The sequence below is a fragment of the Halorarius halobius genome, assembly GCF_024298865.1.
Lineage (GTDB): Archaea > Halobacteriota > Halobacteria > Halobacteriales > Haloarculaceae > Halorarius > Halorarius halobius.
The window spans coordinates 3,527,562-3,540,654 of the sequence record NZ_CP101161.1 but is presented as its reverse complement, the minus strand read 5'-3'; the positions used below and the strand labels follow the sequence as shown (position 1 = coordinate 3,540,654).

Sequence of the window (13,093 nt, the reverse complement as noted above, 5' to 3'; positions counted from 1 at the left end):
AAGAACTGGTCCCGTCATTCAGTTTTTGTATCCACGTCTTCCTCACGGTGAGTAATGTGGATGCCCCCATCTTCCGTTACATATAGGTCGTAGTGGTGGTCTGGCTCATCAGGGTCCTTCGTGTAAGCACATATCCAGACTCCATCGGACCGCATTCGCTCAATTCGAAAGTTCGCCTCCTCAACATATTGGTCAATGTCGGTGTCTGGCGGATGCTCTACAATTTGGCTAGTATCGATGTCAATCTCGTCGGGAGCAGTCATACTCATAGGTTAGATGGCTAAGTGATTGACTGTGTTGGTGGCTGTGTTCTAAAAATCGGGGTTTCTGGAACGAGACCGTGATTAGTCACGTGTAACCTAACAAGTTGTACAACAAGGTCCGAGCTACTTCTCAGCAGTCACCTTGGATTCAAGTTCCGTGAGCCGCGCTTCGAGATTGCTCAATTCGCTCTCCCGGGAAGGCCCTTCGCCAACTGCAGTAGCAAGACGTTCATCGGTAGCATCACCATAGAGGTACATCTTCCGTCGTTGCTCGTCCTTGTAAATACGGTCGAGGCTGGACTGGGGGACACCACATGCCCGAGCGATACTGTTGACAGACTGGTCGGGGTTCAGTAGAACTTCTTCGACTGCCATCTGCATCTTGAGGTACTCGTCCATCTTGATGACGAGATACCCGTCAGCATCGGTCTCGAATCCATAGGGCGGCCGTCCTACCCACTTGCCTTCGTTGATAGCTTTTCGAACCCCAGAGCGGACACGCTCGATAGTCATCTGGCGATTGAAATCCATCATCCACGCGACGAACTTCCCAATCATCTCGTCCATCACGTCCCCATCGCCGTGGATGTGAGGGAAGATATCGTTGACAGTGACAATCTCGACGCTATTCTCAATGCAGAGGTCGATGAACTCGATACCGAACGTGAGGTCGCGGGCGATACGCGAGAATTCCCATGTGACGACCTTCGTGATTTCCCCGTCTTCGATGCCGCGAACGAGCTGGTCGACTCCATCGCGCCGAGGCTGTGCTCCCGACTCAATGTCTGCGAACACCTCGGCCGATTCTCGCTCTGCATCGTTCTCGATGAATTCGAGGCACTCCTGAATTTGACGCTCGTGCGACTGCCGGTCAGTCGAGACACGAGCGTAAACGGCTGTATTTCCCATGAGTTTGGGTAGGGGGTAGTCCAAATATATACAAAGCGGGTTTTGGGATTTCTAACCCAAAGAGGTGTTTTTGGGTAGCTAAGCTGCTACCTGCTGTTGTTCAGGCGACTCCGCTGTCGCCCCCGATTTCGTACTCCACGAATTCGAACACCGCCGTCGCAGTCCGGAGAGATACCGTATCCATCTAAGGTATAATTTCTCAGGCAGCATTCCTCCGAACCATGCGAAAGAACTCTCGCAAGCACCCCTAGGAGCATCGTCAGACTGGTTTATGAGAATCCACTTCCCCCCTCAACAAGCTTAATGACCAGAAAGCCGGTTGCTCCGATTCCCGGAATTATCCAGATGAGTGCCTGCCACCCGTATCGAGTCACGTCCAGCCAAGCCGGGAAGAAGGGGTCTCCCGGCTCAGGGGCAAGTCCGGTGTTCGCGACTGTGGCCAAAAATATCGCGACAATCACGAGGACGAATGCTCCTGCAAGTAGTCGCCAGACGATGTCTACAACCTCATCCATCATCGTATATCCCCCAGTTTAGCGATAATAAACAGAGAGAGTCCGCCGAGCAGTGTCGCCGCCAGAACCAGCACGTTCGCCATCCCTACGCGAAATTGTGCGGCCTCGTCGGAGAGTGGACCATCGACAGGAGGCAGGGTTCCGAGGATGGCAATCCCGATGAACGCCAGAGTAAAGACGATGATGGAGGTTATCACCGCATCAACAGCATCTGGCATTATCGACCTTTAGCGACTGTGGAATGATAAATGAATAGTCATCAGTGAACCGCAGGAGAATCGCTACAACTAGGGCGATGCCGGAGATGACCGTGCCGGACTCGGCGCAACGAACTCTCCTCCACGGGCAGGGCAGATGGTCTCTAACTACGCTCCGATAAATGTCAGATGTTCTAGAAGCCTATGGGGGTATAGAGATGTCCCCCAATCAGGTGCTGTTACAGAAGAACAGAGTGGCCGGAGGCTTATCTCCAACCATCCAAATTACACCTCTATGGCCTTGCACTACCCACTATCCGATGAGTCAAGAGAGCGGCTAAACCGAGAGTTCTGGATGAACTACGATACAGACCACTGGTTCTTCAAAATCAAGACCTACGACCTTCTGCTGGAGAACACCGAGAAATTCTTCGAGGAACTCGGTGACGAGGAACTCGAAGAGAAGTCGGTAGAAGCCTTTCATCAAGCAATCGAGAGTGAGATTGTATTCACATTCTACCACATTACAGAATCTCTGTATATGCTGTTGGGAGTTTGCAACAGCGTGGTTCCGTGGCTCGAAATGAAACACATCCGAGTGGGCGAGATTGCTGATTTCATACGCGAAACCGTCGTAGACGAAGATTGGGAAGACGGAGCACTAGAGGAGATATTCTATCCCGGACTAAGGGTTCCCGAGGAACATGAAGGCACGAAAGAGGAGTCACTCACCTTCATATCGGAGTACCTCTCGCGGATGAGTCATTGGTACTTGGACAACGACATCTACAACGAGTACAAGCACGGGCTCCGGCTTTCGACGAGTGGAGGTAGCATTAAAATGGCTCCAGAGAAGGAGCCGGGGGGAGAGACAGGGCCAGTCGCATTCGCGAGAGAAGGAACCACGCACGTGTACCTCGAAGAGGAGGAGGTCCACCGTGAAGATAGCGAGGTATATCTCAAGCTGAATCGTGTAATGAGCGGGTTCGACTACGAACTATTCCTACAGCTTTGCTATATCAACTATCTCCTCCTCGACCAAATCGTTCGGATACGACGAGATAGTCCTGATGACGACCCCGGAGACGAGGAAACACGTATCGAAGTGAACTCGTTCCACGACTTCGAGATAGACGAGATATTCGACTATGACACCAGTAAAGAGTGGGCATTCCGCCTCACGTATCCTGCTGGAGAAGATTTCTCGGGAGTGACGATAGGGTAGCGTGACTCCGTTGAAATCCCAATAATCGAGACCGTGCTATCGACGGATGTTCTGACGAAAGTAAAGTGGTAACCGTAGCCTATTCCGGCAGTGCGTCGGAGGTTGCTCTCTCTGAGAGATAAGCGGCGAGCGAATCCATGTCAAGGTCTCTGAACACAGATACTCGAACCTCACGTGGGATAGAGGTGAATAGCGAAGAGAACTCATGCGGAGAGAGATTCACAGGACTGCGGGAGGTATGAGTGTTCGATTGGTCCCAGTGGTGGAGACGGAAATCAGTATTCGAACCGATAAGCCGGAATGCTATGCGTCCTCCATCCGGAGTCTCTACCTCTGCAATATTATAACCGTTCGTAATAGTCGTGTCACCATAGGTATCACGCGCCCATTCGGCGAGCGTCTCGTAATCACCCTCAACAAACGCAGCCTCTCGGATATCCTGAGGAATCTCATTAACTAACGCCTTCAGTTGAGGGCGGTCCATGGATGGAGAATTGGACTCAATTGTTCGGCCGTCATCGAGATTCTCCCAGAGTAATTTGTACCGTTCGGATTCTCCAGTATCCCGCCCAACAAACCGCTTTTGGAGGTCTCCGTCTCGGTAGGTTGCCAGCGTCACGGCAGGATGTCCAAGGGTGTCGTCAGCATCGATGAAATCTTCAAGAGCCAGTACAGGGGCTGGAGAGCGGTCACCGAGGTCGTCACGCCAGCAGAAGATTGCGTCAACGTTGTCCTCATCCACGTCGTGACCATGGCTGATGAAGTCCGATGCCAACTTCTCAGCCTCAACTCGAAGGGTGTCCCCGGGTTCCCCGAGCGGTGCACCTTCCTCAACGCGGAGCGTGTAGTCTGGGCATGGACCTCGGGAAACAAGGATTGTGTAGCCGAGGTCCTCAGCAGCCTGACTGAAGGCCTCTCGAACGTTCAGCTCTGACGAGATTTTGTATTCGACACTCGGCATGTATTTCGCAACAGACCGGTGTATGAATTTAGATGTCTTAATTATATGGACAACCGCCCGAGCGCTCGCAGCTTTCTCCAGTTTTCTCCTAATAGTCGCATGAACTCTGGACCTATGCTGAGTGAGGATGTCAACTGTTGTGAAGCGTTAGACAAACAGGCAGACCAGCAAGCTCAACCGGCCGAACGTCCGGCTGTTTAACAACCAACTGGCCCTTATTGAACTGCGTGACAGATTCCTTGAATTCCTTCGGCACGTACACGTCGTGGCTCTCAACCACGTCCCTCTCCAATCCGAGATAGATTCGTGTATTCATCTGCTTGCGAATCTCGCCGTCAATATCCTGTGGAGTCTGAGTGATGATGTAGAGTCCGAACTTGTCCTTCCGCCCGCGTTTTGCCGCCTGCTGGAAGTTGGACACAAGATAGCGCTCTCGGGGGTCATTCGCCTCAGAGATGTACTCGTGCGCTTCGTCCAGCGCCAAGAGCATCGGTGTGCCCTTGATGTGTGGATACTCGACATTGCTGCCAATCTTGTTCTCAACGATGTGTGCCAGCAGACACGAGACAACGATTCGGTCCGTACTCCCGCGTAGGTGGTCCGTCGGGATGACCGTCACCTGCCCGGGTGCAAACATCTGCTGCGTGAGGTCGGTAAGCGCGTCCGCCCCGTGGTCAAAGATTCGGTTGTATTCATACTGGTCAACGATGCGTTCCCGAGCAGCGATTAGAACGCTCTCGTTCTCCGTGATGGGCGAGGTCTCTGCATCAGCGAGAAGGTCAGCCGCATACTGAGAGAACTCCCGGTACGTCGGCCGCGGGTTTCCAACTGCGGAGTCGGGGTCATTGCACTCCCGGAAGTATCGTGAGATTGTCTGGTTGATGGCCGACCGCGTCCGCTCTGGCGGTTTGGATGAATAGAGGAGCTGGCGATTCGTCTGAACAATTTCGAACGGTATGTTGAATGAACGGGCGTTGTTGTGGGTGATATTCGTGTCCTGAATCTGAGGCACGAAGACCTCAAAGTCGACATCGGGGTCCTGAAGAATCCCGCCGTGCCGGATACTTTGCGCGTCAAGGTCGTTTCTGAAGTTGGGCGTGTATCCGTCATCCGCGGGGTCGTCACCCATCTCGACGTACTCGCCTTCGGGGTCGATGACCGTGACGTTGAGACCTCGAACACGCTCGTCTTGTACGTCAACGTTGTCCTGCTCCCGCTCCTCCGGGGGAACCTCAATTGTATACCGTTTCTCCGTTGCGAGCTGCCGAAGAATGTTCTTCGAGGCGTGTGTTTTTCCCGACCCCGTGCTACCCGCGACCTGCGCGTGACGGAAAATCGCGGGTTCGCCGAGGTCTTCGTTCCCGTCAGTTGCATTCGGGTTGAAGAGGTAGTACGGAAGTGGAGAGTCCTCACTTGGAATTCGGTCACCACTTACGGCCATGTGGCCGAGGAAGGCACCCTCATGAGGGATACGGAGCGCCGTTCGGAGGAACTCCTCGTCCTCGACGAGGTACACGTCACAGCCGGGTTTAGGCGGCTTGTCGACGGTCGTCTGTTCAAACGGAGAGTCATCGTCTCCAGTATCCACATCTAGCGTCACAGTGCTGATTGGCTCGATTTCGGCGACATACGAGAACGACTGTTCCCCGGGTTCGTGGCGATACCCCCCATCTTGCTTATCGGTGATATTCGCCACCGTTGCGTACTCCAGTCGGTTGATTACCCCGACGAGCATAGAGGTAGAGAACTCCTCGTCTTGGTCCTCGCTCACTGGGTATGGGATGCGGAGATAGTTCCCGAGACGTACGTCATCTCGATAGGTCGAATCGATGAACGCACGGATGTGTGAGTCCTCCCTATCGACGATGATTGGCTCATCCTGTGCAGTTATGTGGCCCACGCGATGGCCCTCGTAGTCGCCGAAAGGTGCGGGTATATCCCGAGGCTCCGCTTCCGATTGTTCTTGCTCTCGTTCCTGCCGAACTTCGTCGAGGATATCGTCGGTCATGGGTTGAATGACTCCGTCAGTTGAGGATTGTTTTGGGTGGCTGTTCGCAGGGTAGTCGAGGTTGGTCGGCTCATTTACTCCGCCTCCATATCTCGGAATCCTCGTTTTTCGTTGTAGTCCTCCAGCGCTCGAACCGAGCCGAGGAGCCGTCGGAGGTTGTTCCGGTCCCCGCGGGTGATGCGGGCCATCTCGTCGGCGTGTGTGATTGCACGTGGTTCCTTCTGCTGTTGGGCGAGTTCGACAAGGAGTTTCTGCTGAATCCGTTCCCGTTGCGACTGTTCTCGAACCAGCATATACGGGGCCTCTACCCGCATCACGTTGTCCGTCATAGGAGTACGAGCGTAGAAGAACGCTCGCTGGTACTCACGGGCGTCACCGTGTTTGAGTTCGATATCGAATGTCTCGAACGGAACGACCGGCGTTCCTCGAACCGTCTGCCTCGTTTGGAGGAGCCACGGTGTGTAACTGATGAGCGACCCGCAGTCGCCGTGCTTGTCCTCCATCGTAAACAGTGCGTCGTTGAACAGCTGATGGTCATTGGTCCACGGAAGTGGAACGCTTACATCGACATCTGCCTCCTCAATCTTCGTCTCTAACGCATCAAGCGCAACCGCGGACCCACTTGTCTTCGTGATACCGACGATTGGGAGGTCTCTCCGGTGCATTATCTCAACGGTCTTGACGTAATTCTGGAGAATGTCGGAGACCATCTCGGGCCAAATCTCGGTCATACGACGGGGACCTTCGCCGACCTGCTCGAAGAGCATCCATCCGAACGCTGGATTCGGATAGAGCGGGCCATCGATGAATAGCGGCCCATCGATTTCACCCGCCATCTCGAAGGCATGCCGGCCTTCAGCGTAGGTCCGCGAAACTTCCACGACGTACTCTTCCAGTCGGCTGGTCCGCTCGCAGGGTGGGAATTGAAAGAGGTGTGCATCGATGCCCTCGGGGATGTCGAGCGATGCGGTATCGATGTCGCTCAACGAAAATTCCTCTTCGTTCAGGTGAGCGACGAGCGTCGTAGTCGCCTGATTGGCTAGGTCGGCGTGGTCGGATTCCCCGGAAACTCCAAGCTTTGCAACGCTCGCTCCGACCAGTAGCCCGTTGTTGAACTGTAATGACCGAGTGGTCGACCCATCGATGCCGTAGGATATTGGCCACGGGTCGTCCCAGTCGTATATTTCTGAGATTGGCTCGTGAGCCACTCCGAACTCCTCGTCATCAGGGAGAAGTGGCTCAATATGTCCTCCGGGGAGGCTGAAGTGAGCGAGAGCCTCCTCTGCTGTCACACGGGGGTCTTCTTCAAACTCCCCAACCGCGTGATTGAGCTCGGTGAACATTTCTTGAAGAGCCGCGTAGGCTCCGAAATCGGTCATCGAGCACCAGCCCCCGGCGAAATCTTGCAGACCATCGTCTCAGGCCACGACCTCCTCTCGGTCCGGGCGGATGACACGGCTCGTTTCCGTGGCAGGATTCTTCTCGACCTGTATCGCATTGTCGCTGTTTTCGATGAGGTGTTCGTTATGGCTGACAACGAGCACTTGCGGTACGTCCCAGTCGCTAATCGTGTCAATCATCGTCTGGAGCTCTCCGACGTGGTCCTCGTCAAGGAACGTGGTCGGCTCGTCCAGAATGAACGGGGGGAGTGCAGCTCCAGCAACCCCATCGCGTTGCGCGATGATACGGTAAACACCTGCACGTAGTGCGAGATTCAAGATGGTCGACTCTCCCCCGCTGGAGAGTTCTGGTTCGAGCAACTCACCATCAGCGGCGACGAGATGGATGTTGTACTTTTTGTCAATCTGGACCCCGCGGTAGGACTGGCTCTGATAGAGGTCCGAGAACATCTCGTTCGTGTACTTGTTGAGCTTCGCTAAGTTCCGCTTCCGGAGCTTACCGCGGACCTCCTTGTATGTCGACTTGACTTCCTTTGCCTCCTCGACGAGGTCGCCAGCCCATGCAATCTGCTCTTGGAGCATTGCCTTCCGCTCTTTCTCCTGTTGAACCTGCTTCTTAGTCTGCTGATGCTCGACGATTTCCTCTTTCACATCTTCCAGACGCCCCTCTGCGTCTTCTTTGTCTGATTCGAACTCCTCGATGTAGCCCTCAATCTCTTCAATCTCACTACGGAGTTCATCAGCGTCGAGGTCGCCCAGTTCTTCTTCGAGTTCGTCGACCTCATCTTCGAGTTCGGTAACCCGCTTGTGAGCCTGACGGCGAAGCTTCCGAAGATTCTCGATATTCTTCTCGTGTTGCTCGATGTCTCCCCGAATCTCGTCAATCTCTCCGTAGAGGTCAACGACCTTCTGGATGGCCTTCTCCTTTGCCTCGGCAGATTCCGCTTTCTCGCGAGCCTCTGTCAAACGCTCCTCAGCGTCATCACGCTCTTGCTCCTTCGCCTCCTCCTCGGATTTTAGCGAGTCAAGTTCCTTACTCAGGGTTTCGAGGTCGTCGTACTTCTCGTTGATGCCCGTTTCAGCTTCTGCTACTGCGGTATCGAGCTCTTCAACCTTCTGCTCTGCCTCGTCGAGTTCTCCATCACGGAGTGTACGTGCGTCAGAGACTGCGCCATCCAGCTCTTCCAACGCCTCTTTGGTATCGTCGAGCGCCGAGAGTTCGTCCTTCGCTCCTCGTAGCTCCTCACGATGCTCCGCCGCGACCGACTCCGCATCGATATCGTGGGCTTCCTCAGTAGCATTGCAGACGGGACACTGGCCGGTCTCAGCCAGTTCATCGACCTGCTCTTCTAGCGTCTCCAGCTGGCCAATCTTCTGGCGAACCTCTTCACGTCGTTTGCTCAGTGACTCACGTTTTTGCGGAATGTGCGTCTCCGCTAACTCGTCAAGGGTAGCATCGGCGGGGAGTCCGAGTTCAGAGGCAGCTGTTTGGATATCATCCCGCTCCTCATCGAGTTTGGATTCCAGCTCTCGTACCCTCTTCTGGGCATCCTCTAAGCGTGCCTCGGCGTCAGCCTTCTCGGTTTTTAGGTCAGTTATCTCTGACCACTTCTCTTGGATTTCGCCAACTTTGTCCGTGATATCACGATTAAGGTACTGCAGTTCGGTCTCCAGATTCGAAAGTTCGCCTTCCTCAATAGATTGGACGGCCGACCGTGCATCTTCGGCAGCTGAATCTGCTTGCTCCAATGCGTTTTCGGCTACCTCTTTGTCTGAGAGGTCGATATCTTCAACGATTTCAGCATCTCGGGCTTGGGTAAGTGCCTCGCGCTTCTCCTTCAGTTCGTCTTCCCGGGTCGATTTCTGTGCCTTCTCAATGTCGAGGTCGTCCTTGTGGCCTTCATGTTCCTTCTTTGCCTTGCTCAATTGCTCCTTGGCTTCATCGAGGTTCCCCTGCAGGTCACCAATCCTCTCTAGCTGGTCCTCGTTCTCCCCCTTCCGCTCCTCCAAGCGGTCGATTTTCTCATCGAGCTCCTCGATTTCGCCATCCAGTTCAGACTCCTCCGCACGTAGGTCCTGAATCTTCTCGTCGAGTGTAGAAGTCTCCGGGAGGTCGTCTATTCGCTTCTGCGTATCATCAAGTCGGGTCTTTGCATCACGCTCGGCCTTTCCGTACTCTTTCCGAGCTTTATCCACTCTGCCGATAAGTTCGTCCATCCGGTCGAGACCGAGCAACCCATCCAGAATCTCACGGCGGGTTTCTGTATCAGCGTGAATCAGGCGAGTGATATCGCCCTGCTGGACGTACACGGAGTTAACGAATGATTTGGCGTCCATACCGATGATTCGCTGAATCTCGTCCTGAACGTCATTGAAGCCGGAGATAGATTCGTCAAGAGCAGGCGAGGAGAGCTTCGGATACCCGCTTTTTGTCTTAGCCCCAGTGACCACCCCTTCGTCGTCGAACTGTTTCTTGATTTCCCATTCGACAGAGAACTCCTCCCCACCGATTACGAAGGCAAGCTCAATACGGCCGGACTCTGCCTGCTTGCGGACGAGTTCGGCGAGATTGAAATCGTTGTTTACCTCCTTCTTCGTAATGTTCGTCTGAAAGAGACCTCCAAACAGGCCCTGTAGTATAGTCGATTTGCCCGCACCGTTCGGGCCGAAGATGAGGTTCTCTCCTGTCTCGAACTCTACCGTCTCTTGTTCGTAGCTTCGGATGCCTTCCAGTGTGAGTGATTTGAAATGCATTGTCTCCCCCTATCGCTCCTCCAGCGTCGCTTCTCCCCATCTGTCCTCCTGTGCCGTCCGAATCCGGTGATTCATCTCGACTCGGATTTCGTCGTCGTCCACAGATTCGTCACGGACGAGGTCTTCCGCTTCTGCCGTTAGGTTGGACAAACTCAACTCAGAGAGTTCCTCGTCGAGCATCTGGTCGATGTCGTCGATTTCTCCATCTTCCCAGTCGAAGTCGAACTCGACGTTGACCTGCCGTTTGTCGTCGACGTGTGGGACTGCAACGTCCTTCTGAGCGAGGAGTTCGTACACATCATTGACCGTAACCGGAACATCTTCTCCGCGCAGTCGGACGACGACCACCTTTTCCGAGATGGATTCTCCCTGTGCTTCTTCCTCGATTCGCTGCTCAACGTGGTCGATACCGTGGCCGTCCTCGAATTCGATGTTCACTACGAGGAAGTCACGCGGGACATTCTCTCGGCCTGCGCTCTCGACGGTCCGCGTGCGGAGTGAGAAGTCGCCGTTCGCCACCTCTATTACGTAGACGCAAGGGTCGCGACTTTCGGAAACCTTAGTGCGTTCCGTCGCGCCCGGGTAGAACGCCTTGACTCCATCCACGTCCGTGTTGCACGTCGAGTGGTAGTCCCCGAGCGCGAGACCGTCTGGTAGGAAGTTCAGCCGGTCGAGGAACTCTTCGAGATGATAGGGGTCTCCTCGGTGAGGCGGAACCAACGGCTCGAAGAGTTCGTGCATACAGAGCAGTGAGACGCCATCGTCGTCTTCGGGCTCCTCCATCGTGAAATCGTAGTTATCCCACGCCGGCGACCGAACTGCGTCGAATCCATACAGGTCAACGGGATTCGCCCCGTCCTTGCCTGATATACGCGTGGGCGACGGAGAGAGTCGTGTAGTGTTCCCGAACCGCTTGATGATGTCCATCCATTGCTCGTCTCGCTTTCGCTCGTGATTCCCGACGATAGCTAAGAACGGAATATCGGCCTCAGCAAGCCGAGAAACAGTATCGAGACATCGATTAACCGTGGGTACGTCGGGAGATGGGTCGTCAAAGAGGTCTCCCGTATGGATGACTGCGTCGACTTCCTCTTCAATAGCAATATCTACCGTCGCATCGAAAGCGTCTGCAAAATCAGACCGTCTGGTGTTACTCCGGTATTGCCTGTTGCCGAGGTGCGTGTCACTGACGTGGAGGATTTTGGTCATTCTGGCGTATCATCAGATGATGTCGAGAGACAGGATAAGTATTGTCCACCAGACAAGTAGTGCTCAAATACAGTAGTTCGCGATTTAAGCTTAAGAGCCTGCAGTCGTTTCGATACAGGAACACTCAAATTCACATCTATCATCCCGAAACTGTATGCCGATTACGAGGTCGGATTTGTCTCACGATGAACACGCGGATATCTCTGTTCAAATCCTATCCCGACGACCAGCGTCAGGGTCAAAACGAGCTTACTGGTTCGATACCGAGGATGTTGCGGGCAACAAGATTCCTGTACTCGTTTGGGAGAAGCATCGCGGACTGGCCGAACATATCTCGACCGGCGAGAAGGCTCGACTGAGGGATTTTAAAGTGAAATCTTGGCCGGAACAGGAAACCCAGCTACATACTGTTTCAAACTCCTCAGTCGAACCGGTTGAACGACGGAAGACACGCATACTACACGTCTCTGACTCGCACTTAGGATATCACCTCCGTCCAACGTCAGGCGGGAAAATGATGCCATGGCACGACGAGGTCGACTGTCAGGCAAGGTTTCGCGATGTGATTGTAGCCGCGTTTGAGAACGATGTCGACGCTGTCGTCCATACAGGGGATGTCTTTGACCACGCTGTCTGCGACGAAGATTTGGATTTGCTCGAATATGGCGTCAAGATACTCGCTTCAGAGGGGATTCCTTTCTTCTACGTGCTAGGGAATCACGACCGCGAAAAAGGGAGGGCTCGTCTCCGCAAACTAAGCAACGCTGGACTAGCTTATCCGCTTGAAGAGGCTCTTCAAGGGCAGAGTATTGGAGATGTGACTCTCTATGGATTGGATAACCGAGACGCGAATTGGTGGAGGAACCCCGATATCCGCTTCACTCCAAACGATACGAGATATTCCGTTCTCTGCCTACACCAGACTGTGTCACCTCCTTACTCAAAAGATAGTCCTGACTGCACCTTGGACACGATTCTCAACTCAGTCGCTTCTCGTCTCAGCCCGGACCTCCTTCTCTTAGGGGACTTACACGGTCCTTTCAGTGACTCAGATGCATCCGTGCCTGTGTACTATTCAGGACCAACGGCACGTATCAGCTATCAATACGAAGACGCTGACCCACGGGCGAACCTCTTTGAGTTCGACGGAAAACCGCATCACATAACAATACGCCTCTAAAGGAAAGTTGAGTCAGCGAATCAGAGACTGCTACTTCATCTTTATTCGAGTGGTGTATACTCAGTACCGGTCGATACTTGACTGTGATTGAAGACCAGAGGTAGACTCCTCTTCTTTCTGATTCCACTTGTTCAACCCTTCAACGACCTCATCACTAACACGTACTTTGGCAGCACTGGATGATGAGTCAGGCCCCCAGAGACCGAATACACGCTTGCCCGCCTGATATTCATCGTGTTCTTTGGGCAGAAGATACACCCATCCAATCTCCTCGTGGTCGCTGTCTCCACGACCGCAGATTAACGCAGTATCGGGGTATCCGACCGGCTTCACCGCGATTGCGTAATTCGTGTTGCGAGGAGGATGGTCTTGACAGCGGACGATTGCCATATGTAGGCTCCGAAGTTCGTTGTGAAGAAAGCTTGCGCTGAGAGTACGCCACTGCTGGCAACCTCAGCGGGGAGTATCGCCT

Annotated in this window: 12 protein-coding genes; 2 read left to right on the top strand and 10 right to left on the bottom strand. The window is 53.9% G+C overall.

What is annotated here, in order from left to right:
• Positions 1–14: 14 nt before the first annotated feature.
• From NL112_RS18685 to NL112_RS18670, 4 genes are all read right to left on the bottom strand, one after another.
• The gene (locus NL112_RS18685) at positions 15–263 is read right to left on the bottom strand and encodes a hypothetical protein (RefSeq protein WP_255150360.1); all 249 of its coding nucleotides are present in this window, start codon (positions 261–263) and stop codon (positions 15–17) included.
• 123 nt (positions 264–386) lie between these two features.
• On the bottom strand, positions 387–1,172 hold the full coding sequence (locus tag NL112_RS18680) for a recombinase family protein (protein WP_255150359.1): 786 nt from the start codon (positions 1,170–1,172) through the stop codon (positions 387–389).
• 269 nt (positions 1,173–1,441) lie between these two features.
• Positions 1,442–1,690 carry a hypothetical protein gene (locus NL112_RS18675; RefSeq protein WP_255150358.1) on the bottom strand — a complete coding sequence of 83 codons (249 nt, stop codon included), beginning with the start codon at positions 1,688–1,690 and terminating at the stop codon, positions 1,442–1,444.
• Complete coding sequence (locus tag NL112_RS18670; RefSeq protein WP_255150357.1) at positions 1,687–1,905, bottom strand: hypothetical protein; 219 nt, start codon at positions 1,903–1,905, stop codon at positions 1,687–1,689. Before NL112_RS18670 ends, NL112_RS18675 begins: the two co-directional genes overlap by 4 nt.
• A gap of 274 nt (positions 1,906–2,179) precedes the next feature.
• Here NL112_RS18670 and NL112_RS18665 point away from each other — a divergent pair, with 274 nt between their 5' ends.
• Positions 2,180–3,109: a hypothetical protein gene (locus tag NL112_RS18665; protein ID WP_255150356.1), complete on the top strand. Its 930-nt coding sequence runs from the start codon at positions 2,180–2,182 to the stop codon at positions 3,107–3,109.
• Positions 3,110–3,188: 79 nt separating this feature from the next.
• On the opposite strand, the gene NL112_RS18660 is transcribed toward NL112_RS18665, so the two are convergent.
• The 5 genes from NL112_RS18660 to NL112_RS18640 all read right to left on the bottom strand — a co-directional run bounded on the left by NL112_RS18660 (position 3,189) and on the right by NL112_RS18640 (position 11,441).
• The gene (locus NL112_RS18660) at positions 3,189–4,070 is read right to left on the bottom strand and encodes a hypothetical protein (protein ID WP_255150355.1); all 882 of its coding nucleotides are present in this window, start codon (positions 4,068–4,070) and stop codon (positions 3,189–3,191) included.
• 130 nt (positions 4,071–4,200) lie between these two features.
• The gene (locus NL112_RS18655; protein ID WP_255150354.1) at positions 4,201–6,078 is read right to left on the bottom strand and encodes an ATP-binding protein; all 1,878 of its coding nucleotides are present in this window, start codon (positions 6,076–6,078) and stop codon (positions 4,201–4,203) included.
• A gap of 74 nt (positions 6,079–6,152) precedes the next feature.
• Positions 6,153–7,457, bottom strand: a complete 1,305-nt coding sequence (locus NL112_RS18650; RefSeq protein ID WP_255150353.1) for a DNA double-strand break repair nuclease NurA — start codon at positions 7,455–7,457, stop codon at positions 6,153–6,155.
• 39 nt (positions 7,458–7,496) lie between these two features.
• Positions 7,497–10,232 carry an AAA family ATPase gene (locus tag NL112_RS18645; RefSeq protein WP_255150352.1) on the bottom strand — a complete coding sequence of 912 codons (2,736 nt, stop codon included), beginning with the start codon at positions 10,230–10,232 and terminating at the stop codon, positions 7,497–7,499.
• 9 nt (positions 10,233–10,241) lie between these two features.
• The gene (locus NL112_RS18640) at positions 10,242–11,441 is read right to left on the bottom strand and encodes a metallophosphoesterase family protein (RefSeq protein ID WP_255150351.1); all 1,200 of its coding nucleotides are present in this window, start codon (positions 11,439–11,441) and stop codon (positions 10,242–10,244) included.
• 154 nt (positions 11,442–11,595) lie between these two features.
• On the opposite strand from NL112_RS18640, the gene NL112_RS18635 reads away from it, so the two are divergent.
• Positions 11,596–12,621, top strand: coding sequence for a metallophosphoesterase family protein (locus NL112_RS18635; protein ID WP_255150350.1), 1,026 nt, complete (start codon positions 11,596–11,598; stop codon positions 12,619–12,621).
• Between the two features lie 60 nt (positions 12,622–12,681).
• On the opposite strand, the gene NL112_RS18630 is transcribed toward NL112_RS18635, so the two are convergent.
• Positions 12,682–13,011 (bottom strand): hypothetical protein, encoded by a 330-nt coding sequence (locus NL112_RS18630; RefSeq protein WP_255150349.1) that lies wholly within the window; start codon positions 13,009–13,011, stop codon positions 12,682–12,684.
• Positions 13,012–13,093 lie beyond the last annotated feature (82 nt).